Source organism: Halobacillus sp. GSS1 (assembly GCF_017307035.1).
GTDB lineage: Bacteria > Bacillota > Bacilli > Bacillales > Halobacillaceae > Halobacillus > Halobacillus litoralis.
On sequence record NZ_JAFLHE010000001.1, the window covers coordinates 1,121,994 to 1,148,200 of the forward strand.

The following is a 26,207-nucleotide window of genomic DNA, read 5'->3' on the forward strand; positions in this document are numbered from 1 at the left end:
TCCATCCTTACGCATATACTTCATTGTAGCGGAATTTCATTTCTTTGAGAAGGCGGATCAATCATATGTCAAAACAAACTTTTTTACATGGTGCACTGATTCTGGTTGCTGCTGGACTGATCACCCGTTTACTCGGTTTCATTAACAGGATCGTCGTTGCCCGCGTAATGGGCCCCGAAGGTGTGGGGCTCTACATGATGGCGCTACCCACATTAATTTTAGCCATAACCATCACCCAATTCGGTCTTCCCGTGGCCATTTCAAAAAGAGTATCAGAAGCAGAAGCGACTCGGAACGAAAGTAAAATCAAACGCATTCTACTAGTTTCTCTTGCAATTACGGGGTCATTAAGCATTTTGTTTACGATCGGACTCTTCCTGTTAGCTCCCGTTGTATCTACTTATTTCCTTACTGATTCAAGAGCCCTTTATCCATTGCTCGCTGTAACCCCTATCATCCCTATCATCGCCATATCATCTGTCATTCGGGGTTATTTCCAGGGTAGACAAAATATGAAGCCACAGGCAATCTCTCAAGTGATTGAACAAATTGTCAGAATTGGTTCAGTTGTGATCCTTACAAAAATGCTTTACCCTTACGGCGTTCAATTTGCAGCCGCAGGGGCCATGGTCTCTGCTGTCATCGGTGAATTCGTTTCTTTGATGTACATGCTGAGACAATTCAATCTACACAAAAGCTTTCGGCTTCGAAAATCGTGGAAAAAGCATATCCATGAGGGCAAGAAGACGCTTAACGAATTGATGACGATCGCTCTTCCAACGACAGGAAGCCGCTTCATTGGTTCCTTAACGTACTTCTTTGAACCAATCCTCGTCGCTCAAAGTTTGGCTATTGCAGGAATCACGGCTATTGAATCTACCAAACAATATGGAGAGCTCACAGGATATGTGCTGCCCTTGCTGTTTTTACCGACTTTTTTGACTCACGCGCTTTCTATTGCTCTCGTACCTTCCATCAGTGAAGCTGCAGCTCAAGGTAAAAATGAGACGATTGCTTATCGCATCATGCAATCGATCCGATTATCCATTGCTTCTGGAGGAGTAATCACGATCATTTTCATGATCTTTCCAGCTGTCATCCTAACCACTGTGTATGGGACAAGTCAGGCTTCCTTCATGCTTCAGTTCATGGCGCCATTTTTTCTACTTCATTATATCCAAACACCACTTCAAGCAACCTTACAAGCTTTGGACCTTGCCCGTCCGGCCATGTGGAACACATTGATTGGAGCCGTTATCAAGTTTATTGTCCTTGTCGGTTTAAGTTCTCGTCCTGAATTCGGGATTCATGGAGTTGCTCTTGCAATCGTCGTGGGTGTCGTTGTCGTTACACTTTTGCATTTAGGGGTACTTATGAAATATAAGGTCATCTCCTTCCCTTTACAGATGTTCTTTCGATTCGGACTTGTTATCGGAATCATCGGAGTCGTTGGATTTCAATGGAAACATCAGTGGCTTCTTGAGAGTAAACCTCTTTCGCAGTTGTTGACAATGGGTACGGGGCTTTCCATTTTGTACATTGTGCTATTGTTCGTCTTTCGGTTAATCCGGATGGAAGAATTGAAAATGATCCCATGGAACCGCATCTTCAACAAAAAATAACCGCCTGATAGCGGTTATTTTTGTCTTCTTATTTAATTTCATAACCTCACTAAAGCTCCCTTTAGTTGAAGACTCAGTTTCGAGACTTTTGTTGGGTAGATAGGGGCTGCGGGGAATAGCTCGCTTTCCGCGGGAGCTTGGTGAGCCTCCTCGGACTGCGTCCTGTGGGGTCTCACCAAGCACTTTTATCCCGCAGGAGTCTCGCCATTCCCCTCCGCCCCTTTGCTATATCAGTGTCTCGAAACCACTTCATGAATAATCAGCTATTCTATTTGATGAGAGTATAAGGATAATACTCCCAAGCCGAGGTACTTGAACCCTGAAAGCTTGATACAGAGCGTTTTATGCCTACACCAACCGGGATAAGACCATCCAACTTTGGTGAAGGGGTTCGTTTACCCCCTCTTTGAATGGGGTGGTTGGGAAGCTGGGAGACTCCCGTGGGAGAAAGGAGATCGGCGAGATCCCGCAGGGCGTAGCCCGAGGAAGCTCGGCACTCCCCCACAGGAAAGCGAGTAGCTTCCCAACCACCCCTGACGCTCAACTCGGGCAACGAGCCCCGGAAAGTCTCGAAACTGAGTCTTCAACAATCCTGCCATTTAGTTGAATAACCCCATTCTCTTCTTTTGAGAGAATGGGGTTATTTAAATTCGTTGTTTTGGTCGATTTGGACTTCGCCCTGGTCGTTAATGGTACATAAGGATATTTCATTGAAAGAATGGAACCCTTGCTTTCGCACTTCATTTACGAGCCATTGTTTATTTTTTCGGATTGTTTGAAGACCACTATATTGCACTTCACCATCAGCAATTAAAACAACGGCATAATCAGAGCTGCCATCGTCTTTCTTTTCAAATACTGAAAGCTTCCCTGATGGTTCCAGAATTGCATAAGCGACATCCCCTACTTGTTGAATGCCATGTTCGCGCAGTTGTAACAATAGATCATTGAAATTATAACGCTGCCGCTTCATCTCTTTCTCATCGACTTTTCCGTGTTTAATGATGATGGAAGGCTTGCCGTCGAACCAGTTTCTGAACCGTTGGTTTTTCAATGAAATCCATGCACTACCAATTTGGATGGCGAGGAGAACGGCCATCGGCACGATGGCTTTCCAAATAGCCTCACCCGGATTCTCGATAAGGAAGACGGCAATTTCAGCGAGCATGATAAATACGACCAGGTCCATAACACTAAGTTCACCAATTTCTCTTTTCCCCATGAAGCGAAAAACAAGGAGAATGATCAAATAGGTGATCAGTGTGCGAATGATAATGCTGAATACAAGCACTCCGAGCACAACCTTTCCTAAAGGTTTCCCTTTAGTTAACATCACCTATTTTTCCTGTTTTATTAAAGAAATGGAAGCAAATAACGGAACCAAATGTAAATGGATGATACGATTAAGGAAAGGATCAAAACCGGAAAGCCGTACAGTGAAAATTTAATAAAAGGAATAGGTTTATTATGACTGGCTGCAAGGCCCGCCACCACCACATTGGCAGATGCCCCGACAAGGGTACCGTTCCCTCCAAGGCAGGCCCCAAGAGCCAATGACCACCAGACAGGATCGACGTTCATCATTCCATATCCCTGTAACTCTTGAACCACAGGGATCATCGCGGCAACGAATGGGATGTTGTCGACCACACCTGAAAGGATTCCTGCACTCCAAAGCATCACCATCGAAGTGATAGGCATATCTCCACCTGAGATCCACACCATCCCTCTCGCTAATTCATCAATCACACCAACCGTCTCTAACCCCCCTACAAGCATGAACAAGCCCATAAAGAAAAACAATGTCACCCATTCGACTTCCTGAAAAACATGTTCAACTTCAAGCTCTTTCTCAGACATAAAGAGCAGCAATAGTGCTCCACTGACAGCGATCGTCGTTATATCCATATGAATAAATGGATGCATCATGAAACCGCCGATAGTAAGAAGCATGACGGAGATGGATTGAAAGAGCAACGGCGACATTTTCAAATATTCTTTCGCATCTACACTCATTAAGTCCTCCGCTAAGGCATGATCATACGTAAGCCCTTTGCGGAATAGCAGAATGACGCCTAGCGTGACCAGGACAAAAATAATGAATACCACAGGGCCTAGATGATAAAGAAATGATACAAAACTGAAATGGTCTACCGCTTGTCCGATCATAATGTTCGGCGGGTCACCGATGAGTGTAGCCGTACCACCAATATTAGAGCTGAAAATAGTCATGATCAAATAAGGAAATGCGGGAAGTTTCAAACGATCGACAAGAGTCAAAAGCACAGGTACAAATAAGAGAACCGTTGTAACATTATCTAAAAAAGCAGACCCTACCGCTGTAAACAGCGCTGTTACGAGCAAAAGCGGCACAGGTCTTCCTTTGACAAGCTGTGCTAACCAAATAGCTAAAAAAGTGAAAATCCCTGTCTTTTTTGTGATGGACACTAACACCATCATAGAAAAAAGGAGGGCAACGGTTTCCCAGTCTATAAATCCAAAAGCCTGTTCCCATTCATAAATCTTTGTCATTAAAAGAAGTACGCCACCTGCTACAGCTACCAGTGCACGGTTTAACTTCTCCGTCATTATCAGTACATAGCTAGCTACAAAAATGAGTATTGCAAGTACAGTTGACATAGATCTTCCCCTTTTTGGACGGACTTTATTAATACTTATTCAAGTCCGGAGGAAAATATCTGCTTCTATCTATAGAGTTTTCATGCATATAGATAAAAGTGACAAGCATATCAAGGGGGGATGGGATGAAAAAGTTATTGTCAGGGGTCCTGGGGTATGGAGTCGGGTCTATTTTTATCCTAATGATTGTATTTGCAGGCGTGTTAGCACTTTTACTAAGGTTTACTGGAATGGAATATGAGACACTCAATCAATTAGCTCTAGTTGCAGGGATCAGCATACTAGCGATCGGTGGCATGCTGGCAGCTTATAAGGGAGAACAGAAGGGATGGCTCTCTGGAGGGATGACCGGGCTGATCTTCGTCAGTGCGATGATTTTATTTCAAATCATTTTTGAAAACTCATGGGTATCTCTGCCTCAATTAAGCTATTTCGGAGGGTTGGTTCTTGCGGCCTGGCTTGGTGGAATGATAGGAGTCAACCTGCCACGTAAAACGGTGAGGAGATGACGGTACGTAAAATCCCGCTACAAGTGTAGCGGGATTGCATTTGATTAGCTCAATTTTTCACGTACGGATGAACGATCGAATTTCAGTTGAGTACCATCTTGTACAGAAATCACAAGCGAACCTTCATCAATCGCATGAATCGTTCCGTGAAGTCCTCCGATTGTTATAACTCTATCGCCTTTTTGGAGGTCCGACTGCATTTGTTGTACTTGCTTCTGTTTCTTTTGCTGCGGTCGAATCAATAGGAAATAGAAAATGACAAACATTAGAATAATTGGAAGTAAACCTACTAATGTATCCATTTATTTTCCCCCTTTCTAAAAGTTCTTTGCGTTTGGTTTGTTGAAACCATACATTTCAAAGAATTCTTCTCTAAAGTCACCGAGTCGATCTTCTCTAATGGCTTCACGCACTTGCCTCATTAAGTTTAACAGAAAATATAGATTATGATAAGTCGTAAGTCTGAAACCGAATGTTTCGTTAGCTTTGACTAAATGGCGTATATACGCACGGCTGTAATTTCTACATGTGTGGCAATCACAATTCTCGTCAATGGGACGGAAATCACGTGCATATTTCGCATTTCTCACAACTAGTCTTCCCTCAGAAGTCATCAGAGTCCCGTTCCTTGCAATTCGAGTTGGGAGCACACAGTCAAACATATCAATTCCCCGAATGCTGCCATCAATCAAAGAATCTGGCGAGCCAACTCCCATCAGATAACGAGGTTTTTGATCAGGCATCAGGGGCGTGGTGAATTCGAGAACACGATTCATGACATCCTTCGGTTCACCAACAGAAAGCCCCCCGATTGCATAACCTGGGAAGTCCATAGATGTCAGGTCACGAGCACTCTGACGACGTAAATCTTCATACTCTCCACCCTGAATGATACCGAACAATCCCTGATCATGTGGACGCTTGTGTGCTTCCAAGCAACGCTCAGCCCAACGGCTCGTTCGCTCTACCGAGTCTTTCATGTATTTATGCTCGGCTGGATATGGAGGGCATTCATCAAAGGCCATCATAATATCCGGACCAAGGGCGTTTTGGATGTGCATTGCCTTTTCTGGAGATAAGAAAAGCTTCTCCCCACTAATATGGTTCCGGAAATGGACACCCTCTTCTTCAATCTTTCTAAGGTCACTCAAACTGAAGACCTGAAAGCCGCCGGAGTCCGTTAGAATAGATCCGTTCCAGTTCATGAACTTGTGCAGACCACCTGCTTCTTCAATGATGTCTTCTCCTGGACGAAGCCACAAGTGATACGTATTCGAGAGAATGATTTGTGCACCCATCCGCTCCAACTCTTCCGGACTCATTGTCTTAACGGTTGCTAGTGTACCGACAGGCATAAACATCGGTGTTTCAAAAGATCCGTGTGGTGTATGGACCTTTCCCAGACGTGCGCCTGTCTGCTTACATGTTTTAATCAATTCATATGTGATTGCCATGATTTCTACCCTTTCTCACTGTTGATCCCTAAGATCATTTTATGAACATCGCATCTCCAAAACTAAAGAAACGATACCTTTCTTCTACCGCCTGTTTGTAAGCCTCCAAAATAAAATCTCGTCCTGCAAAGGCACTGACAAGCATGATTAATGTGGACTTAGGCAAATGGAAGTTTGTAATTAAACCATCGATGGCTTTCAACTTCTGAGGCGGATAAATGAAGATATCCGTCCAACCGCTTGCCTCTTTAAAAGTTCCGTAATCACGGATGATGGTTTCGAGAGTTCTGGTGGAAGTCGTTCCTACCGATATGATCCTTCCGCCTTTTTCTTTTACTGCATTGAGCTGATTCGCTGTGTCTTCACTCAGTTGGTAGAACTCTGCATGCATATCATGTTCCTCCACTTGATCAACACTGACCGGACGGAAAGTACCAAGCCCTACGTGGAGTGTCAAATACGCAAGTTCAATCCCCTTCGACTGCAAATCCTTTAACAGTTCTTCTGTAAAGTGTAATCCAGCGGTTGGGGCAGCGGCTGAACCTTCTTCCTTTGCATAGACAGTCTGATACCGGTCTCTATCCGACAATTGCTCTTTGATATATGGCGGCAAAGGCATCTCTCCCAGAGATTCCAGTACTTCAAGGAAAATACCTTCGTAACTGAATTTTACTTTGCGTCCTCCGTGCTTTTGCAATTCGGTACATTCGGCTACAAGCTTTCCTTCTCCGAATATGATCTTTGTACCAAGTTTCACCTTTTTCGCAGGTTTGACCAGCACTTCCCATTCATCCTGTGCTGTTTGATGAAGAAGCAGGACCTCTACTTTCCCACCGGTCCCGTCTTTGGATCCGTACAGCCGTGCAGGCAAAACCTTGGTGTCATTCAATACAAGGCAGTCACCTTTTTCTAAGTAATCGGTGATTTGAGAAAAATGCCGATGTTCGATGGTTTGTTCTGAACGATCACAAACCATGAGCCGGGAAGCCGTGCGATCTTCTAATGGAACTTGGGCAATCAGCTCCTCCGGTAAATCAAAATCGTATTGCTTAATATCCATGTGAATCCCCTATTCTATGTGTAATCGGTCAAAATTTTCTTATGAAATAGAAAATTAACGAAAGGACAATGCTCACAATAATGGAAGTCATAATGGGAAAATAAAACGTGACGTTTCCTTTTTTAAAGCTGAGATCGCCTGGCAATTTTCCAAATATACTCCATACTATACCGATCAGTATGAACACAATCCCTATTACAATAAAGATTTTACCAAACCCCGTCAAGAGCCAGGCACCTCCCTGTTGAAGTGAGTGTAGGCTTTAGGTGTGACCACCCGGCCTCTTGGCGTGCGTTGGATATAACCAATTTGCAGCAGGAACGGCTCATAAACATCCTCAATCGTTTGAGGTTCTTCTCCAATCGTTGCCGCTATCGTATCCAATCCCACGGGTCCTCCCTGGAAGCTGTCCATGATCCCTTTCAGCAATTTGTGATCGATAAAATCAAGACCTTCTGCATCTACTTGAAGCATTTCCAATGCTTCCTGTGTTGTTGCCTTGCTGATGACTGTCTCCCCTTTCACCTGAGCAATATCGCGGACACGCTTCAACAGGCGATTGGCAATCCTCGGTGTTCCTCTCGAACGACGCGCGACTTCAACAGCCGCCGCCCCATCGATTTCAACAGAAAAGATTTCTGCTGTTCGCTCTACGATGGAACAAAGCGCTTTCGTATCGTAATATTCCAGACGGCTGTGCACGCCGAAACGATCTCTGAGAGGCGCGGAAAGCAAACCGGCTCTCGTTGTAGCTCCGACCAGCGTGAAAGGTGGAAGATCAAGTCTTACAGAGCGCGCGCTCGGCCCCGTTCCTACGACAATATCAAGACAGAAATCTTCCATAGCTGGATAGAGAACTTCTTCGACCGAACGTGGAAGGCGATGGATTTCATCAATGAAAAGGACATCCCCGGGTTCCAAAGAAGATAAAATTGCCGCTAAATCCCCGGCTCGCTCAATGGCTGGACCAGCCGTCGTTCGAAACTGGACGCCCATCTCATTAGCAATGATCGAAGCCAGTGTTGTTTTACCTAAACCGGGCGGCCCATACAACAGTGCATGGTCAAGGGGCTCATTCCGCATCTTTGCCGCTTCGATGAAGATGCTAAGATTATTTTTCACTTGATCCTGACCAATATACTGTTTCAGAGTTTCCGGCCGTAAACTAAGCTCAATCTCCTGGTCGGCGTTCTGTTGTTCTCCGGATATCATGCGATCTTCCAACATTCATTCCTCCTTCCCTTAAGATTTCATAAGTAACTGCAGCCCTTGTCTGACATAATCATCCACGCTGCCATGCTTGGCTTTTTCAAGTTCTGTACGAACCATCTTCACTTCTTTTTCTGTATAACCCAGGGCTTTTAATGCTTCAACCGCGTCGTCCACGAATGCCCGCTTCTCTTTCGAGGTCAGATCATCCTGATAAAATAGAGTGTCCTCATTGTCTTCATCAGGAAGCCAGACAATCAGCTTCCCTTTTAAATCAAGGATCATCTGACGAGCAGTCTTCTTACCGACTCCCGGAAATTTCGTTAAGTATTTATCGTCTTCCTGCTCAATAGCCGATACGAATTCTGGTACACTTACTGTTCCAAGGATTGCAAGTGCTCCTTTTGGTCCAATGCCAGAAACGTTTAGTAACTGAGCAAAAAGCTGTTTGTCTTCTTTTTTCTTGAAACCGAAAAGCGATTGATTATCTTCTCTTATATAGTGGTACGTATGTACTTTGACTTCCTTGCTCATTGAATCTTGAAAATGATATGGATTCGCGCACAGCACTTCGTATCCTATGCCGCCTGTTTCTATAGTGATCGACCCTTCATCGAGTGTCGTCAACTGACCTTTCACGTAACTAATCATTGTAAAATTCCCTCTCTACCCTTTATTGCTATCCTTCCTATTGTAACATACAAGCACATGTTCGCCCATGCTAAAAAGCCGTGGATCCCCTTTGAAACGGCATAAAACAGCCACAACGATTTGTGGCTGTTTTAAAGTCTTTCATACTTCATCTTGTTTGGAAAATTGACGTACGACTTGCTCAAAGTGTCGATGATCCTTGATTTTTATGCCCTGTTTTAATTCATTCTCTCTTTTAGTTTCTAACGGCTTAATGGGAACTGGTTTAAAGGATTCTATCACCTTCCCTTGATCAGGAAGACCTTGAAAGACGGCTAGCTCGCCATCCTCTGTCAATCCGAAATACCCCGTCTGTTTTGTCAAAGGAGAGATATCATCGACTTCTCTCTGAAAAACCACTTTGTCCAACTGCTGTTCTTCAACCGTCCATCCCTCGTACGAAGCCCAAAAATCCATCATAGACCAAATGGTTTCTTCTTTTTTTGTCGTTTCTGTCACACCATCTATATAATGCTCCTTTAGAATGACCGTCAGTTTCAAAGGTTCCGGCTTCACCAATGTCTCCACGGATTCTATTTGCTCCTGCTTACCCTGGATGACTCTTTGAGGCGTGTTATCTTTAAAGGTTTTCTGTTGAGTTTGATCAATCATCGACCAACTCAATACGGCAACGCCTATGGTTAATCCAACAATCCAGGCCCATCGTTTCATAACAGGATCCCCCCTAAATAAAATAACTTCTGTTTCTAGTGTGTCCAGAAACAGAAGTTATTATCATAGCAAAGGGAGATCACGATAATTTTTCCAGGATCGCTTCATCAGCATCAAGATTGTGATAGACTTCTTGAACATCGTCGTTATCCTCCAACATATCAATCAGCTTCAACATTTTTTCTACGCCTTCTTCGCCAAGTTCCGTATAAGTTTCAGGAATCATGGTCACTTCACTTGTAGTAAAGGCATACCCATTTGCTTCCAGGGCCTGTTTCACATCAGAAAAAGATTCAGGATCCGTATAAATTTCAAATTGTTCTTCTGAAGTTTCCATTTCCTCTCCACCGGCTTCAATGACTTCAAGCATCAGTTCTTCTTCATCCGCCTCTGTTGTTTCCCTGTCGATCACAAGATAACCTGAGCGGTTGAACATGAAGGAGACACACCCATTCTCCCCTAAGTTTCCATCATTTTTATTGAAAGCATGTCTGACATCTGCAGCTGTACGATTCTTATTGTCCGTCAATACTTTCACCATAACTGCTACCCCGCCAGGACCATATCCTTCATACGTATATTCTTCATAATTGACCCCTTCAAGGTCCCCGGTCGCTTTTTTAATGGCTCGATCAATGTTATCTTTCGGCATATTGTTTGATCTTGCTTTATCTACAGCTATACGCAGCGCAGGATTGGTTTCTTGATCCCCGCCTCCTTGTTTCGCCGCCATGAAAATCTCACGAGCAAGCTTCATGAAGAGTTTTCCGCGTTTCGCATCTTGAGCACCTTTTCGATGCTTGATATTACTCCATTTTGAATGGCCAGCCATTGGACATTCTCCTCTCCCAAACAAATCTTTATCGTCCCTTAGCGTAAGTTTAATCAGCATTGGACTCTACATTCTAATATATCACAATCCCCTTTTTTCTTGAAAGCGAACCGTTATCCCCTGTTATTGATTAAAAAAGTTTTTAAACCTTTCTCTGATTTTATCAGGTGCTTCCCTGTCTCTTGAGTTAAAGTTTTTCATTTCATCCCAGCTATTGTTATTCGTATAGACGACCAAATCTTTATCCGACACTTGCTTCACCTTGGCTTCTATCTTTTCCGGAATCGTTTCATCTCTCAGATCATATGGATTGATCATGACCGCCACATACATGCGATCATCAGTCGAATAAGCTTGAGCCATCGTGATTTCCTTCAATTCATTCACTTTTTCCACTACAGCCATAGCATCTTCGTTATTGAAATCATTGTCGTGGGAACGGTTGGTTTCACCATACTTCGCATTTCTAAACTCTTCCTCTGCTGTACGTTTAAAATAACTGTCTTTCCCTGTAGGAATTTGCCCGCGGCGTTCGATCGCTCCATCTTGAGCATAACCAAGAGGTTGGTAAGGGGATGATTCTTCTTCCTTCGGTTCAGCGGTTTCATCCGCCTGACAAGCAAACATAAATAAAGAGGTCAACATAAGCATACTTACGATTTTCCACATAAAAACATTCTCCTTTTACCCTTACTATGGGTCCAAGAAGAATGTTTTAGTCTGTCAATATTCACCAAGATTATTTCGGTGGTGCAGGGGGCAGCTGGCGCTTGTGGGTGGAACGTTTATGCATCGCTTCGATGATATTACGATCTTCATCAGGAATCTCTTCACCCTTCAAGTGGCGATCGATCATATCATAACTTGTGCCCATTTCGTTCTCATCTGTCTGGCCTTCCCACAATCCTGCACTCGGTTGTTTATGGATGACTTCATCCGGTACACCTAAATATTCAGCCATTTCCCGCACTTCACCTTTAGTCAGGTTTGCGATTGGTACCAGATCAACACCTCCATCTCCAAACTTCGTGAAGTAGCCTGTGTACCATTCTGCTGCATTATCTGTTCCGACAACTAAGTATTTATGATTAGTGGCGATGGTATAGAGGGTACTCATTCGTAAACGGGCTCTTAAATTAGCATCGGCCAACTTTTCCTGTTCTTCATTGAAAGATCCAGCATCGTTCAATTGCTGTTTAATGGTAGAGAACATGACCTTATGTGTTTCCGTCAAATCAACTGTCATTACCGGTAAGTCACACGCTTCCACAACACTCTTTGCATGGATTTGGTCATCGGATTGACTTTTGCAAGGCATGATGACTCCCAGGGAGCGATCAGGGAATGCTTTCTTAATAAGATTAGCTACGACAGCGGAATCGATTCCACCACTGACTCCAACGACTAATCCTTCCACTTTTGCTTCTTTCACTTGTTCCTGAAGCCAGGACACGATTTTTTCAACTTTTTGTTCCACCGGATTGTTCATCCTTTCACACATATGATATCTAATCATAGCATATGCTCAGCATATCGGACAAACTTCTTCCGGTTTTCCCATGCTTTTTCTAATTTTCTCATATGTCGGGTCATTGATGCTTCTTCCCTTAAGCTAAGCCGATATCCATAAAGCCACTCCCTTAAAAGATCAGCGGGGACGAGGACTCCTTTCCACCAGATTTCCTTGTCTGAAACGTGAGGAAAATATGGCAGCAAAGTAGATTTCCTAAGCTCCACGTATGGTAAAAACCGCTGAGCTAGTTGAATGTGGTCATATAAACGAGGTCCGGTATGCAAAAGATCAAAATCAATCATTTTTATATTCTTATCCGTGCCCACAATGAAATTATGATGAGCCACATCTCCATGCAGCCATTCGTGGCGGTCCCAGGCTTTCTCCTCCACCTCTCCCCACGGATGATCGGTAAAGTCTTCTAACCGTTTGCTCATGCAAGCATGGAGTTCCTGAAACATTTCCCGGTTCCGTAACTCAGTGAATACATCTTTCGTTTCTTCAAATTGTTCTAAGCGCCTTTCCCATTTGACATATAAAGGGTCCTTAGGAATGGATAATACACCAATCCCTTTCGTCGTTCGATGAAAATGGTGCAGAATACGTACCGCTTGTTTTCGATCCTTATGCCGGTTAAAATCTGCGTGCCTTCCTTCCACTCGTTCGAATAAAGCCCAATCACAACCAAGTTTACTGATCGTATAGACACGATCATAAAAAGGGTACGGTCTTGCAGCTATTTTGTAGGCATAATTCCAGTGTTCAAAAAACTCCACTTGTTTTTCAATCACATGAAATCTCCGGTACCCTTTCAAAATAAATGGCATTCCTTCATACCTTACTTTGTACACCTTCGGCTTGATGGTCTGTTCATATTCAATGGGAAGCTTTTCCTCTGTTTGCATCCATTGAAAAAGGCGATCCGTGTATGAATCGCCCATTCGGTGTTCAGCTTTCATCTAAATCATCTTCCCTCCAAGGCTGTTGATATCCTTGGCCCATCTGTTGGGGATCCCACTGCCCCATTTGCTGTGGGTACGGTTGGCCCCATCCTTGCTGAGGCTGGCCCCATCCCATGTGAGGTGGCTGCTGACCATAACCCATCGGTTGCTGCATCCCACCATATGGTGCCTGCTCCCATGGCTGCTGAGCGCCATATGGAGACGGCCCCCACGGCCCCATCATCGGTCCATATGGTTGCGGCCCTTTTTCTCCTCCGCATCCACAGTCCCCACCGGCTTGCACGCCTTGGACCATATCATCGCTTGATTCATCCCCCATCATGTGCATAGGCTGATTCATCGGCATCGGTTGTTGGTACATCGGCATATGCATCGGCATCATCACTGGATAAGGCGGGCAGCAATAATAGTCGGTGTGCATTAATTGTGGCTGCATCGGTTGTTGCATTGGTTGCTGCATGGGTTGCTGCATGGGTTGATAATACGGCTGCTGAGGCATTGGAGCTTGTTCCGGAGACTGCATCCCTTTCACATCGTCCATTTTTTCTCCTTTTACTTCCTCTTTTAGAGCCTCCTTAGGTGATTCTTCTTTCGGCTGCGGCATCGGCATTTGAGGAAGGTGGAAAGTTGTATAATAATTTTGCATCTGTTGATCAATGCTCGGCATTGTAATCGGCATATTCATGTTAATAGGCTGCATCGGCTTCATCGGTTTTTCCATGACACCTTTAGGTGCCGGTTTCTTCTCATCCTCTTTAATTTTCGGAATCGGCTTTGGTGTTGTATCTTTATATGGTGGTTGTGAAGGCATTTCCTTCTTAGGTGCTGGTGCTTGTTGTTTAGGGGCCTCTTTTTTAGGAGCCTCTTTTTTCACTTGCTTTGTACCTTGAGGGACTTTGATTTTCATACCCGGCATAATCATATCAGGATTGGAAAGCTGGGTATTCATGGATTTCAACTGTTCAAAGTCGACCCCATATTTCTTGGCAATGTTCCAGAGTGTATCTCCTTTTTGTACAATGTGAATTCTCACATCTGCAACTCCCTTCCTGTAATTCTGTAAAAACAATAAGGCAATAATAGCTTCATAACACTCTATGCAACACAAGCCAAAACATTGATGAAAAAGCCTATAATAATTTGAAGAAAAATATAAACAAACCCCTGAATCCCTATTAATAAAGGGATTCAGGGGTTATGAGGGTCAAGCTTATTTCACAGGGGTCGGCACATCGATCTGGTAACTTGGATACGTTCCGAGCACCTTCAGCTGACAACCTAACGCTTCAAGTTCTGCCTGCACACCAGGAAAAAGCACGTGATCGTATGGTTGATCGACATCTATTAAGAAAAAGTAGTTGCCGAGGCCGGTTTTCATCGGCCTTGATTCGATTTTAGATAAGTTCATTTTTCTCCACGCAAAGGCTGCGAGTACTTGATGGAGGGCTCCTACATAATCTTTAGGCAACGTAACCATAACCGTCGTTTTGTGCTTGGTTACAGGATGATCCTTTACTTTCAAAGTGGTAGGGATCTTCTGGACGACCGCAAACCTTGTATGGTTATTGTCATAATCATGGATGTCCGTATCCATAAACCTCAGACCGTTTTGCTCTGCTGCTAAATGGTTGGCAATGGCAGCGACACCCGGGCCTTCACTTGCTACAACTTCAGCCGCCTTTCCTGTCGATGCGGTGTATTCCACTTCAGCGTTCGGGTACTTGGTGTGCAAGTACTGGTGACACTGAGCAATGGCATGGCTGTGAGAATACACCTTTTTTATTTCCCCGTCATGATCCGGATGGACGAGAAGGTGCTGTTTGATGGGGACTGTCAGTTCTGCAATAATTGATTGGTTGACGTGATGAACAAGATAATCCACCGTCAAGTGTACAGAACCTTCAATCGCATTTTCAATGGGGACAACGGCCGTACTGATTTCCCCTGCCTCCACTGCATCCAGACAGGCAGGAATGTTCTCGTAGCCCACGAACTCTCCACTTTCAAACAAAGCATCCACTGCCATTTTTGTAAACGTACCCTTTGGTCCTAAATATCCGATCCGTTGTTCCGTCATGATTTCCCCTCCAATTAAGCTCCCGTACTTAAGATCTCTACACGATCTACAAAATCTAACTTGTGCAGTTGCTGCAATAGTTTTTCTATGCTGTCTTCCATTCCGGAAGTATTCAATGAGAGCGTCACATTGGCTTTGCCTTGAAGAGGAATGGTCTGATGAATCGTCAAAACATTACAACCGGACTTAGCAACCGTCATTAACAAATTCGACAACGTTCCTTTACGATCTTCAAGGTGGAAGAACAATGTAATCATTTGCTCTTTAACCATCGCTTGAAAAGGAAAAACAGCATCTCTGTATTTATAAAAAGCACTACGGGATAAGCCCACTTGCTGGACTGCTTCGAAAATGGACTCTACTTTCCCCCGCTCCAGCAGCTCTTTGGCCTCAATGGTCTTCATCATAGCTTCAGGAAGAATGTCGCTACGGACTAAATAAAATTTCTCATTGTAATCCGCCATGAAAAATCCTCCCCTTTAATCGACAAACTCAAATTCATAATCCATCAATCTTACCGTGTCGCCATCTTTCGCCCCGCGTTTTCTGAGCGCTTCATCCACACCCATACTCCGCATCTGACGAGCGAAACGGTTGATGGACTGGTCATGAGAGAAGTCCGTTCTTTTAAAGAGTGATTCAATCTTCTCTCCATATAAGACGTAGGCACCGTCATCATCACGCGTAATCTTAAATGGCGCTTCCTCTTTTTCGAATTTGTAGATGACTCGTTCATCCACTTCCTCGACTTGTTCTTCCTGCTTCGGAATTTGATCCAGTTTATCTGCTACGGCATACAACAATTCATCCAACCCGTCCCGTGTAACTGTAGAGATCGAATAGATTGGAATGTCATCATTGCCAAGCTGCTCCTTGAACCGTTCCAGGTTCTCTTTGGAATCAGGAATATCCATTTTATTTGCTACAATGATTTGAGGACGATTTTCTAAACGTTGATCATAAGATGATAGTTCATTATTGATCGTTATATAGTCTTCATAAGGGTCGCGGCCTTCCATTCCAGACATATCAATGACATGGAGCAGTAATCGTGTACGCTCTACATGTCGCAGAAATTGATGACCAAGACCTACCCCTTCATGCGCTCCTTCGATAAGGCCTGGAAGATCGGCCATTACGAAACTACGATGGTCCTGACTTTCCACTACCCCAAGGTTTGGAGAAAGAGTGGTGAAGTGATAGTCCGCAATCTTCGGCTTTGCGGCGGTTACCACCGATAAGAATGTTGATTTACCGACACTCGGAAAACCAACTAATCCGACATCTGCTAACAGCTTTAACTCGACGACGACATCGAGTTCTGCACCCGGTTCCCCGTTTTCAGCGATTTCAGGCGCCGGGTTCCTGGCCGTAGCGAAACGAGCATTTCCACGTCCTCCGCGACCACCTTTAGCGATGACCGCTCTTTGTTTATGATCCGTTAAATCAGCGATGACTTTATCTGTCTCTGCATCTTTCACCGTTGTCCCAGGAGGAACACTGACAACCAGTGGATCAGCGTTTTTTCCGTGCTGCTTCTGATTCATCCCGTTTTCACCTTTGGCCGCTTTAAAGTGGTGTTGATACCTGAAATCCATCAGCGTGTTGAGACCTTCATCGACTTCAAAAATGACATCACCACCATTTCCACCATCACCACCAGCAGGTCCACCTCTTGGTACAAATTTTTCACGACGGTAAGCCACAAGACCATTTCCACCGTCTCCACCTTTTACAAATACTTTCACCTGATCGACAAACATGTCTATTCACCTCTTCATTCTATTGTCATTTCAATAGAAAGTTCTTTACTGTCAAAAATCGTGGCAATAAATCCTTCTTTATTCAGCGTCTCTTTCAAACGTTCCGGTTTATGAAATAGCCCTTCCCATTCCCAGCTCAATCCAAGCGTATCCTGGCCACCTACATAGATGGTACATGTACCTTCATAAAGTTCTTCATATCCAATATGTCCATCCATGATTTCAATCATCCGTTTTCCATAAGCGAACAATGTATGATCATGACGGGATAAATCAACTTCTCCCCTTATGAAATACCGTAGCCGGTAAGTCTTATGTACCCAATTAAAAGAAAGCAGCCATAAAGAAAAATGTAGAGAATTACTATTCAATAATTTCCGTTCTTCTTCTGCCTCTTCTTTTATTTCTTCCATTTGTGACAGCAAGCGATCCTGCTTTCCAAGGGAAGCGTAACCTTGAAGCAATTGAATTTGATTCATCCAGTCATGACGCTTATGCCTGAGCAGCTCAATGATTTCTTTTTCTTCCATCGTTTCAGCTCCCTCGTTCAACCCATAGTAATAAAAAGTATAGCAAAAATTCAAGGAAACAAAAAATTTATAACATAAGATCAGTTTCGAGAATTTCGCGTGATAGGAATAGTGACTGAATAAATACTGGAAATAATCTTTATAAGTTTTCCGTTCCTATTAGGAATCATTGCTCTCATACCAAAACGGAATCCAGACGGGCTGCTTAGACGCGTTCCTGAGAAAAGCGACTCACTACCCTGAATTATTTGCTAAGCAGCAAATAAAGGATATAAAAAAAGCCGCGCTTATGCGAAAAGCAAAGCGCGGCTTTTTTGCTGATGGACTATTCGCTTACGCTTCCTGTGCTACAGGATAAACGCTGACTTTTTTACGGTTACGTCCGTAACGCTCGAATTTAACAACACCATCCACTTTCGCGAACAATGTGTCGTCTCCACCACGGCCAACGTTCGCACCAGGGTACACCTTTGTACCGCGTTGACGGTAAAGGATGGAACCAGCAGTTGCTTGTTGTCCGTCTGCACGTTTAGCTCCAAGACGTTTGGACTCAGAGTCACGACCGTTTTTTGTACTACCTACACCCTTCTTCTGGGCGAAAAACTGCAAATCAAGACGTAGCATGAGTCTTCACCTCCTTATCGTTGGGATATTTTCATATATTGATCGTATTCTTGTTCAATCGTTTCCAAGGACACCTGCATGCCTTCCAATAAGGTTTGAGCTTTGGCATGAATGGCTTCATCCAAATCTTCAGGAAGAGTGATTTTTAAATAACCACCTTCTCCACCTTGTTCGACATCAGGTTCGAATCCACAAAGACTGATTACAGCATTGACAGCACCGAACGAAACAGCCGATACGGCGGCGCAGACAAGATCATGACCATATGGTCCACTTTCTGCATGTCCGGATATTTCAAAGCCTGTAATTTCTCCTTGCGAGCGAAACATCGATACTTGTATCATCCGATACGAACCTTACGCGTTGATTTCTTCAACGACAAGTTTCGTGTACGGCTGACGATGACCTTGTTTGCGCTTGTAGTTCTTTTTAGGCTTGTATTTGAAGACAGTCAGTTTCTTCTGAAGACCTTGTTTTTCAACTTTAGCTGTTACAGAAGCACCATCAACGTAAGGAGCACCAACTTTTGTGTTGCCTCCACCTACGAAAAGAACTTTGTCAAAAGTGATAGACTCACCAGCTTCTACGTCCATTTTTTCAACATAGATCTCCTGGCCTTTTTCTACTTTTACCTGCTTACCACCAGTTTCAATAATTGCGTACATACTTGCACCTCCTCAATATACTCAGACTCGCCATTCAGGTACCGGAAATCGGTTTTAAAACCTGTTCTGTGCGGTTGTAGCAACGGAGTGCTACTAGAATAACAAAACAATGTTACCACAGATCAAAACAAGTTGTCAACATGATATCCGCGACGCTGAACAGCTTCCCGGATCATGTCTAAAGACCCTTCAAGCTCTATTTGATAGCCAGAGATGTCAGCATCCTGCCTAACAAACAGCTCCTGTGGAATTTTACTAGAAATCGACTCAGAAAGCAATCGTTTTTTACAATCCACAATCGTCGGATGAACAGCAACCATCAGGGCCTCCGCCTCTCTCCTTTGCAGAAGTTCTCTTTCTAAACGATACACAACCGTCTCATCCGTGAATTTCACTTCCTTAGGCTTGGTGAATAAGGAAGACAGGCTGGGACTTTCCCTTTTTCTCGTCATTTCTAAAAGTCCTAATCTTGTCATTCCAAACACGTTTGTTTTCATGGTGTCCTCTTTCACAAGCTTTCTCATTTCTGAGACGAGTTGTTTCTCTTTGTTCTCATCCTTCATGGAAATGAAGTCAATAAGAATGATTCCAGATAAATTTCTTAAACGGATCTGCTTTTGAATTTCCCTGGCAGCCAGGATATTGACATCAAGAGCTTGAGAGTTTGTAAAGGCCCGCTCTTTCACTTTATGGCTATTCACATCAATGACAGTCATCGCTTCCGTTTCTTCGATGACTAAGTTCACACCATTCTTCATCTCCACAGAAGGATTAATGATTTGCTCCTGAAGACGTAAAAAGGACACAGGCAGCTTTCTTTCCACATCACTTACCCAGCGGATGCGGTTAGCCAATGAAGGAAACTTTTCCTTCAAACGCTTAGATGTGTTCGCTTCATCAAGGATCACTTCTTGAATCGTAGTCGCCGGAAATTTACGAATGAATGCATCAGGGATGCTCGGCTCACTCCATAAGGAGGCGGGTTGATTGATTTCTCTCTTTTCAATCGTTTTCCACTCATTTCGAAGTTCTCTTAATTCTTCCATCATCGTCCCGGGGTCCACGGCTCCCGCTGCGGTTCGTATAATACACCCTTCAGAATTGTTCAATTCCAGTTCCAGCAACGCTTCAAGCTCTGATTTTTTTTCATCGTCAAGCTTCCGCGAAATCGAAAGTTTCCCTTGAGCAAAAGGCTGATAGATGGTGTACAAGCCAGGGAATGTCACATTTGCGGTCAGTACAGCACCTTTGTTGCCAACCGGTTCCTTAACGGCTTGTACAATCACTTTCTGCCCAGTTCTCAATGCTGTAGATAATTTACCTTCACACCAGGGAACCATTTCCTTCCTTAGAAAACCTGACTTCTCCTTTCCTATGTCAATAAAAGCGGCACCCAAACCCTGATCCACCTGTTCAACTTTCCCTAAAAAAATAGAGCCCGCGAGCTTTTCAGCACCGGGCCGGTCAATAACATATTCATGGATCTCCCCATTTTCAATGACCACTCCCGATTTTTCGACTGCCTTTGTATGTAGAACTAATTTCCTCATGTCATCCCTCATTATATAGCGATTTTAGCAATGTCCCGTACTTTTAAATGCGGCTTCTTTTGTTCAAAAAAAGCCCGGAGACACTCTTGTTCATCTACTATATAGAATGGATTCGTATGTTTCAATACATACTTATGGCGCCGGTTGGAGTGGATATTCTTCAGCACATCACGGACGAGCGTCTCTTGATGCACGTTTACATACTTAGTTTTTAATGATTCCCTGTTTTGATACGTGCAATATAGAAGATAACGCATCATCGTATACGACTTCCGTTTCCATTCGAGAACGTTTTCAATGAATAAAAAGGCGGTGAGGAGGATGGCGGCTAACGTCCAGCGCCCGCCTGTAAACATCCAAAATCCAGCAAATGTCATGAACAGAAGGGATAGACTAAGGGCGACAGCCAGACTCACCCTGAAGGCAAAGAAACGATTCAAGAGATAAAAAAGCAATTTCCCTCCATCTAAAGGCCAAACCGGCAGCATGTTAAACAGAAAGATAACTCCATTATAGAAGAAGGCTGCATCTAATAAAGGGTGTACGCCTATTATGGATTGAAGAGTCATGAGCAGAACAAAGATCCATAGATGCTGAAAAGGGCCAGCGATGACCACAAGCATCTGCTCTCGAAAAGGCCTTGTGTTGTGCTCTTCACTCACGACAGCCCCCCCGAATAGCCAGATCTCCATTCTTTCCACACGCCATCCAAACCGTTTTGCCATAAGGAAATGGCCCAGTTCATGAGCAATGACTATGGAAAACAGAACGATAAAATCATAAATAGCCCCAGTCAGCAGAGCGGAAAAAGCAAGCAAAAAGAAGAGGGGGTGGATATGGATTTGGTCGTGAAATTTAAGGACCTTCATTCACTTTGATCACCTGTACTGGATCTAAAAAAGTATTGTCTTTTTCAATGGCGAAGAAGAATTCCGCTGCCTGCCCCTCTTCCGCTTTCACGGACCCCAAATCCTTTTGCGATCGGACATGTTCATATAAATGGACATCGATGGATGATAAATATCCGTACGTGGTTTTCGTTCCATCCTCATGCTGTAGAACTACAGTCTTCCCAGACTCAGGATCATTCCCGGCGAATATGACTGTTCCTTCACGAACCGCTTTTACTTGAGAGCCATCTTCTGTTGTTAAAATAATCCCTTTGCCATCATTTTGAAAAGGAGTCGTCACCGTCCCATTCACAGGCATTGCGAGAGGTTCTTGATCAGTTCCACCCTCCGGTTGGATGACCTGTAATGGATCTCCAAAACGATCACTGTACCAGGCTGTCACTTTAGCAAAAGGGAATTCTTCCTGCATTTGGCTCACTGCCCAATCACTTGGAACTTTTGCAATAGCCAGGTCTGTATTTTTCCCCGCAGCTACGAGGGCAAACAATAAAATAGCGAAGAATACTTGCATACCTATACGACTTGTCGCAATTGACTGATTCTCCTTTTTCACTGGTTTATGACCGTAATCATTAACCAGAGGGGGATAGCCATGCATTTCTTCATCTTGAGGTGGAGAGAAAACTCCAGGAGGACTTGTCCCCTGACGATGCATTTTTCTCTTTTTTCGATCGGCTATATTCTTGCGTACATCATGAATGTTCTTCTTCACAACCAAACCCCTCTCTACGCCTTTTTCTATCAGTCTATGGGACAAGGAGGAGGTTTATTAATTGAAAATAAAAAAACCTGCCACAGAATGTGGCAGGTGAAACGATGTTTATGTGCGCATGCCGAAGAATTTCTTCACTTTCGCCAGAACGCCCCGTTCTTCATCGAGCTTCATAAGGGGTACCGTTTCGCCAAGAATTCTTCTAGCAATGTTTCTGTATGCAAGAGAAGCTTTTGAATTCGGCTTCATGGCAACAGGCTCACCACTATTGGATGCTTTAATGACCGCATCATCATCAATCACGATTCCCAATAGATCGATAGATAGGACATTAACGATTTCATCGACATCTAGCATGTCCCCATTTTTCATCATATGATTGCGGATGCGGTTAATGACCAGTTTCGGAGATTCCATTTCTTCCTGCTCCAACAGACCAATAATCCGATCCGCATCCCGTACGCTTGATTTCTCAGGAGTTGTGACGACAATCGCCTTGTCCGCACCTGCGACCGCATTTTTATAGCCTTGCTCGATCCCCGCCGGACAATCGATGACGATATAATCGTACTCTTGCTTCAGCTCCTGCACAATGGCCTTGACCGCTTCCGGGGTCACTTCAGATTTATCAGATGTTTGAGCGGCAGGAAGCAAATGAAGGCAGTCAAAACGCTTATCCGTAATCAAGGCTTGTTTTGTCTTGCAGCGCTCGTTTACGACATCGACAATGTCATAGATGATGCGGTTTTCAAGCCCCATCACGACATCTAAATTTCTGAGACCGATATCAGTATCAACGAGACACACCTTTTTCTTCTGCAAGGCCAAAGCGGTCCCCAGGTTCGCAGTAGTCGTCGTCTTTCCGACCCCTCCCTTTCCAGAGGTAATCACTATCGCTTCACCCATTGATCATTCTCCTTTCAAAACTAACCAGATCCGGTCTCTTTTTTACAACTTCTTGTATTCGATCAATACGGATTTTTTCCATGGACTCATCAATAAATCCACATTCCATATAGACACCCTCTGATTCATAATCAGGCGAGCGGCTCAACTGGTCGGCGATTCTTAGTTGGCTCGGCTGCATATAGGAAGAGGCAATCACTGCATTCGTATCCCCTTCAAATCCTGCATGCGCAATTCCACGCAAACTTCCCATGACAAAAATATTGCCTGTGGCTTTGATTTGCCCTCCAGGGTTCACATCACCGATCAAAAGCAGGTCCCCTTTGACTTCAACTAGCTGTCCCGACCGGACAGTTTTAGCTACAGGGGTGATTTCCGTATTCTCTTTCCACTCAAGAGCTTCCTTTTTCGTCAAAACATCCGACTCGATCTTTTCAACAACGAGCTTCTGCTTTTCCCGCACTACCTCTGTGAGCTTTTCTTTTTGTTCTTCATTCAAATACCTGTTGCCAAGCTTAATCGTCACACGAATCATCGGATGTTCATCTGTCAATCCGTTCATAGACAATTGATTTTGCAATTCTTTTAAAAGGGCTGAGAAGGAACATTGATCATCCAAATGTAATGTCAGACCGTCCCTTGTTCCTTTAATCATCACCTTTTGAACATTAGCAGCCATAGGCTCTTTCACCTCAAACCTCAAACATTTCCATCAGACTAGATATTGCTCGCTTCTTCACCCCAGGCATACACTTTTTCCTTCACGAGTGGATATAAGAGGATGAAGAAGATCATATTCGCTGCCAGGGTCGGCAGTAGCCTCAATAGAGCGTAATCTCCCCAAGTCATGGATGTAATTTGTACGAATGAATAAATGATATACAACATCGTATCAGCTAAAGCCACACCGACGATCGCCAATAAGGATGCTGCAAAAAAATTGGAATGCAGCCATTTGTTTAAACCATGCACCGTGTAAATAATCAGGGTATATGTAATCATATATACCCCAAGCACGCCTGTGTAGACGACATCGATCAATAATCCGAAAGCAAGGCCATACCAGACAGCATTGTACGTATCATCCTTGTCATAGAAAATGGCAATGATTAAAAGGAAGATCAATATCCAATGAGGGGTCATAAGCAAATCAGAGTAAACAAGATTAGCCGGCAGCATACTCATGGCCATCCCCTGCATGATCAAGAAAAACAAACATAGGAGTGCAATGAAGTATCGACTCATGATGCTTCTTCCTCCTGTTCAGCTTCAGGATCCACTGTTTCTGCTGTACGATCGACAACCATCACATGATTGATATCAAACAAATCGGCAAACGGTTCTACATAGGCGGTTTGTGTCAGCCCAAATTGATCATTGACAACTTCTTCAACGGTTCCGATTCTCAAGTTACTCGGGAAAACCCCTCCTAAACCAGATGAAATGACAGTATCTCCCGGCTTGAGCTCTTCGTCCAACTTGATTTCTTCAAGTAATAGACGTCCGGTTTCATCGTCGTAGCCTTCAATCAGACCGAAGGCTTCATCCTGGTCCTCACGAACGACCCAAGCAGAAATTTTGTTCGAACGATCGAACCCACTTAATAGTTGAACCCTTGAATGAAAGGCACCTACAGACTTAATTTTCCCAATCAGACCATCACTGGTCATGACGGCCATATCTTTTTCAACGCCGTGTTCTTCCCCTTTATTGATCGTCATCTGCTCAAACCAACGGTCTGAACTTCTAGCTATAACCGTTGCCTGCACAGGGGAATAGTCACTCAAACTATCGGACTTATCCAACGTTTGCTGGAGCTCGTCAATTTCACTGCGAAGTCTTTGGTTTTCCTGAATGACACCCTTGTATTCAGAAAGCCTCGCTTTCAATACTTCGTTTTGTTCATAAACTCCAAACATGTCTTGAATATTTTCATAGGTATTGTCCACAAGACTGACCGGTTTATGGAAGACAGTTTGCATCCAACCGACCGAATCCTGCAGGAATTTTTCAGGTGTGCTTAACGAATCACGGTCACGGATTGAAAAGCCGATTAATGCTACGAGTACGATAAATCCTACTAATACAATCATCAGTCTTTTTCTACGAAATAGCGAAGGCATAACGAGCTAAACTACTCCATTTTCGCCCGGCTTGCTACATTCGGCTGAGAACGGAAATGATGGATATACTCCAAAGACTTTCCTGTTCCAACCGCCACACAATCCAAAGGATTGTCGGCAATAAATACGGGCATGTTTGTTTCTTCGCTGATGACTGTATCGATGTTCCTTAGCAAGGCTCCTCCCCCGGTAAGGACAATCCCGCGTTCCATGATATCCGCCGCAAGTTCTGGAGGTGTTTTTTCTAAGGTGTTTTTGACCGTTTCAATAATTGAATCAATCGTATCTTTCATAGCACTTACAATTTCGTCACTTTGAATCGTAATGGTTTTCGGCAAACCACTGAGCAAATCTCGTCCCCTGATGTCCATTTCGTCAACTTCAGTGACTTCTCCTGCTCCACCCAATTCCATCTTCACTTCTTCAGCCGTACGCTCACCAATCATCAAATTGTATTTTTTGCGTACATGTTGAATGATGTTGTCATCCATCTCATCTCCAGCAACGCGAATGGACTGACTTGTAACGATTCCACCAAGAGAGATGATGGCGACTTCTGTCGTTCCTCCACCAATGTCAACGACCATGCTTCCCGTTGGTTCCCATACAGGAAGTCCTGCACCGATGGCAGCCGCAAATGGTTCCGCAATCGGATAGGCCTCTTTTGCTCCCGCCTGTTTCGTTGCATCAATGACCGCACGCTCTTCCACCATCGTAATGCCAGAGGGTACACAGACCATGACATTTGGTTTACTTGCAAAAGAGGAACGCGTTTTTAACGCTTTTTTTATATAATATTTCATCATTTGAGCTGTTGTATCGTAATCAGCAATCACGCCATCCTTCATCGGTCGGATAACATTTATGTAACCTGGCGTTCGCCCGATCATGTTCCGCGCATCATTTCCGACAGCTTCAATGTCACCTGTTTGTGTATTTTTGGCAACAACAGAAGGCTCTCGCACAATGACCCCTTTACCTTTCAAAAAGACAAGTGTATTGGCAGTGCCCAAATCAATTCCTAAATCTTGAGAGAATCCAAAAATCCCCAATAATATCTTCCTTTCTAGAACCCGTTTTCCTATCAACGGGGGTTAGGCATCTATATAGAATCATGATTAGAAGAAGCGCCTATTTATAAGGAAATCCTATAAATGGCGCTTTTTCTTTTTCATCTATTCAA

At 43.9% G+C, this 26,207-nt stretch carries 31 protein-coding genes and 1 other annotated feature; of the genes, 2 read left to right on the top strand and 29 right to left on the bottom strand.

Going from position 1 to position 26,207, the window contains the following annotated elements:
• The first annotated feature begins 65 nt into the window (after nucleotides 1-65).
• Complete coding sequence (spoVB, locus tag J0K78_RS05940) at nucleotides 66-1,622, top strand: stage V sporulation protein B (protein ID WP_206945796.1); 1,557 nt, start codon at nucleotides 66-68, stop codon at nucleotides 1,620-1,622.
• A gap of 640 nt (nucleotides 1,623-2,262) precedes the next feature.
• Here spoVB and J0K78_RS05945 read toward each other — a convergent pair.
• Nucleotides 2,263-2,955: a DUF421 domain-containing protein gene (locus J0K78_RS05945; protein ID WP_202412525.1), complete on the bottom strand. Its 693-nt coding sequence runs from the start codon at nucleotides 2,953-2,955 to the stop codon at nucleotides 2,263-2,265.
• 20 nt (nucleotides 2,956-2,975) lie between these two features.
• Nucleotides 2,976-4,262 (bottom strand): ArsB/NhaD family transporter, encoded by a 1,287-nt coding sequence (locus J0K78_RS05950; RefSeq protein ID WP_206945797.1) that lies wholly within the window; start codon nucleotides 4,260-4,262, stop codon nucleotides 2,976-2,978.
• A gap of 125 nt (nucleotides 4,263-4,387) precedes the next feature.
• Between J0K78_RS05950 and J0K78_RS05955 the strand changes: the two genes are divergently transcribed.
• Nucleotides 4,388-4,771, top strand: coding sequence for a TIGR04086 family membrane protein (locus J0K78_RS05955; RefSeq protein ID WP_206945798.1), 384 nt, complete (start codon nucleotides 4,388-4,390; stop codon nucleotides 4,769-4,771).
• A 44-nt stretch (nucleotides 4,772-4,815) separates the two neighbouring features.
• On the opposite strand, the gene yajC is transcribed toward J0K78_RS05955, so the two are convergent.
• The 27 genes from yajC to J0K78_RS06090 form a co-directional block, all read right to left on the bottom strand.
• A complete protein-coding gene (gene yajC, locus J0K78_RS05960) occupies nucleotides 4,816-5,073 on the bottom strand; it encodes a preprotein translocase subunit YajC (protein ID WP_160915371.1) in 258 nt (85 codons plus the stop codon).
• A 15-nt stretch (nucleotides 5,074-5,088) separates the two neighbouring features.
• Nucleotides 5,089-6,228, bottom strand: a complete 1,140-nt coding sequence (tgt, locus tag J0K78_RS05965; RefSeq protein WP_206945921.1) for a tRNA guanosine(34) transglycosylase Tgt — start codon at nucleotides 6,226-6,228, stop codon at nucleotides 5,089-5,091.
• A gap of 31 nt (nucleotides 6,229-6,259) precedes the next feature.
• Nucleotides 6,260-7,285 (bottom strand): tRNA preQ1(34) S-adenosylmethionine ribosyltransferase-isomerase QueA, encoded by a 1,026-nt coding sequence (gene queA, locus J0K78_RS05970; protein ID WP_206945799.1) that lies wholly within the window; start codon nucleotides 7,283-7,285, stop codon nucleotides 6,260-6,262.
• 28 nt (nucleotides 7,286-7,313) lie between these two features.
• Nucleotides 7,314-7,511, bottom strand: coding sequence for a DUF2905 domain-containing protein (locus J0K78_RS05975; RefSeq protein WP_160915428.1), 198 nt, complete (start codon nucleotides 7,509-7,511; stop codon nucleotides 7,314-7,316).
• Nucleotides 7,508-8,509 carry a Holliday junction branch migration DNA helicase RuvB gene (gene ruvB / locus J0K78_RS05980; protein WP_206945922.1) on the bottom strand — a complete coding sequence of 334 codons (1,002 nt, stop codon included), beginning with the start codon at nucleotides 8,507-8,509 and terminating at the stop codon, nucleotides 7,508-7,510. Before ruvB ends, J0K78_RS05975 begins: the two co-directional genes overlap by 4 nt.
• A gap of 18 nt (nucleotides 8,510-8,527) precedes the next feature.
• Nucleotides 8,528-9,145, bottom strand: a complete 618-nt coding sequence (gene ruvA, locus J0K78_RS05985; RefSeq protein ID WP_206945800.1) for a Holliday junction branch migration protein RuvA — start codon at nucleotides 9,143-9,145, stop codon at nucleotides 8,528-8,530.
• A 141-nt stretch (nucleotides 9,146-9,286) separates the two neighbouring features.
• On the bottom strand, nucleotides 9,287-9,856 hold the full coding sequence (locus J0K78_RS05990) for a BofC C-terminal domain-containing protein (protein WP_206945801.1): 570 nt from the start codon (nucleotides 9,854-9,856) through the stop codon (nucleotides 9,287-9,289).
• 79 nt (nucleotides 9,857-9,935) lie between these two features.
• Complete coding sequence (locus J0K78_RS05995) at nucleotides 9,936-10,688, bottom strand: YebC/PmpR family DNA-binding transcriptional regulator (RefSeq protein ID WP_160915431.1); 753 nt, start codon at nucleotides 10,686-10,688, stop codon at nucleotides 9,936-9,938.
• A gap of 123 nt (nucleotides 10,689-10,811) precedes the next feature.
• A complete protein-coding gene (locus tag J0K78_RS06000; protein WP_206945802.1) occupies nucleotides 10,812-11,357 on the bottom strand; it encodes a YhcN/YlaJ family sporulation lipoprotein in 546 nt (181 codons plus the stop codon).
• 70 nt (nucleotides 11,358-11,427) lie between these two features.
• The gene (gene nadE / locus J0K78_RS06005; protein ID WP_206945803.1) at nucleotides 11,428-12,165 is read right to left on the bottom strand and encodes an NAD(+) synthase; all 738 of its coding nucleotides are present in this window, start codon (nucleotides 12,163-12,165) and stop codon (nucleotides 11,428-11,430) included.
• Nucleotides 12,166-12,200: 35 nt separating this feature from the next.
• Nucleotides 12,201-13,160 carry a phosphotransferase gene (locus tag J0K78_RS06010; protein ID WP_206945804.1) on the bottom strand — a complete coding sequence of 320 codons (960 nt, stop codon included), beginning with the start codon at nucleotides 13,158-13,160 and terminating at the stop codon, nucleotides 12,201-12,203.
• Entirely contained in the window at nucleotides 13,150-14,196 is a 1,047-nt protein-coding gene (gene safA / locus J0K78_RS20255) for a SafA/ExsA family spore coat assembly protein (RefSeq protein WP_206945805.1), read from the bottom strand. The genes J0K78_RS06010 and safA overlap by 11 nt, the downstream gene beginning before the upstream one ends.
• Nucleotides 14,197-14,373: 177 nt before the next feature.
• The gene (gene pheA, locus J0K78_RS06020) at nucleotides 14,374-15,240 is read right to left on the bottom strand and encodes a prephenate dehydratase (protein ID WP_206945806.1); all 867 of its coding nucleotides are present in this window, start codon (nucleotides 15,238-15,240) and stop codon (nucleotides 14,374-14,376) included.
• Between the two features lie 14 nt (nucleotides 15,241-15,254).
• Nucleotides 15,255-15,704, bottom strand: coding sequence for an ACT domain-containing protein (locus J0K78_RS06025; RefSeq protein ID WP_206945807.1), 450 nt, complete (start codon nucleotides 15,702-15,704; stop codon nucleotides 15,255-15,257).
• Between the two features lie 15 nt (nucleotides 15,705-15,719).
• Nucleotides 15,720-17,003 (bottom strand): GTPase ObgE, encoded by a 1,284-nt coding sequence (obgE, locus tag J0K78_RS06030; protein ID WP_206945808.1) that lies wholly within the window; start codon nucleotides 17,001-17,003, stop codon nucleotides 15,720-15,722.
• A 14-nt stretch (nucleotides 17,004-17,017) separates the two neighbouring features.
• The gene (locus J0K78_RS06035) at nucleotides 17,018-17,533 is read right to left on the bottom strand and encodes a Spo0B domain-containing protein (protein WP_206945809.1); all 516 of its coding nucleotides are present in this window, start codon (nucleotides 17,531-17,533) and stop codon (nucleotides 17,018-17,020) included.
• A 333-nt stretch (nucleotides 17,534-17,866) separates the two neighbouring features.
• Entirely contained in the window at nucleotides 17,867-18,157 is a 291-nt protein-coding gene (gene rpmA, locus J0K78_RS06040; protein WP_035509352.1) for a 50S ribosomal protein L27, read from the bottom strand.
• Between the two features lie 14 nt (nucleotides 18,158-18,171).
• Nucleotides 18,172-18,501, bottom strand: coding sequence for a ribosomal-processing cysteine protease Prp (locus J0K78_RS06045; protein WP_206945810.1), 330 nt, complete (start codon nucleotides 18,499-18,501; stop codon nucleotides 18,172-18,174).
• A gap of 12 nt (nucleotides 18,502-18,513) precedes the next feature.
• A complete protein-coding gene (gene rplU / locus J0K78_RS06050; protein ID WP_160915400.1) occupies nucleotides 18,514-18,822 on the bottom strand; it encodes a 50S ribosomal protein L21 in 309 nt (102 codons plus the stop codon).
• A gap of 13 nt (nucleotides 18,823-18,835) precedes the next feature.
• Nucleotides 18,836-18,908 (bottom strand) — a sequence feature (ribosomal protein L21 leader region).
• Between the two features lie 36 nt (nucleotides 18,909-18,944).
• Nucleotides 18,945-20,372 carry a ribonuclease E/G gene (locus J0K78_RS06055; protein WP_206945811.1) on the bottom strand — a complete coding sequence of 476 codons (1,428 nt, stop codon included), beginning with the start codon at nucleotides 20,370-20,372 and terminating at the stop codon, nucleotides 18,945-18,947.
• Nucleotides 20,373-20,383: 11 nt separating this feature from the next.
• Entirely contained in the window at nucleotides 20,384-21,241 is an 858-nt protein-coding gene (locus J0K78_RS06060; RefSeq protein WP_206945812.1) for a site-2 protease family protein, read from the bottom strand.
• Complete coding sequence (locus tag J0K78_RS06065; RefSeq protein WP_206945813.1) at nucleotides 21,228-21,995, bottom strand: peptidoglycan DD-metalloendopeptidase family protein; 768 nt, start codon at nucleotides 21,993-21,995, stop codon at nucleotides 21,228-21,230. The genes J0K78_RS06060 and J0K78_RS06065 overlap by 14 nt, the downstream gene beginning before the upstream one ends.
• Before the next feature lie 108 nt (nucleotides 21,996-22,103).
• Nucleotides 22,104-22,901, bottom strand: a complete 798-nt coding sequence (gene minD / locus J0K78_RS06070; RefSeq protein ID WP_089652661.1) for a septum site-determining protein MinD — start codon at nucleotides 22,899-22,901, stop codon at nucleotides 22,104-22,106.
• Nucleotides 22,894-23,580, bottom strand: coding sequence for a septum site-determining protein MinC (minC, locus tag J0K78_RS06075; protein WP_160915458.1), 687 nt, complete (start codon nucleotides 23,578-23,580; stop codon nucleotides 22,894-22,896). The genes minD and minC overlap by 8 nt, the downstream gene beginning before the upstream one ends.
• A gap of 38 nt (nucleotides 23,581-23,618) precedes the next feature.
• On the bottom strand, nucleotides 23,619-24,146 hold the full coding sequence (mreD, locus tag J0K78_RS06080; RefSeq protein WP_206945814.1) for a rod shape-determining protein MreD: 528 nt from the start codon (nucleotides 24,144-24,146) through the stop codon (nucleotides 23,619-23,621).
• Nucleotides 24,143-24,994: a rod shape-determining protein MreC gene (gene mreC, locus J0K78_RS06085; RefSeq protein WP_370551067.1), complete on the bottom strand. Its 852-nt coding sequence runs from the start codon at nucleotides 24,992-24,994 to the stop codon at nucleotides 24,143-24,145. Before mreC ends, mreD begins: the two co-directional genes overlap by 4 nt.
• A gap of 41 nt (nucleotides 24,995-25,035) precedes the next feature.
• Nucleotides 25,036-26,076 (bottom strand): rod shape-determining protein, encoded by a 1,041-nt coding sequence (locus J0K78_RS06090; RefSeq protein WP_202412529.1) that lies wholly within the window; start codon nucleotides 26,074-26,076, stop codon nucleotides 25,036-25,038.
• Nucleotides 26,077-26,207 lie beyond the last annotated feature (131 nt).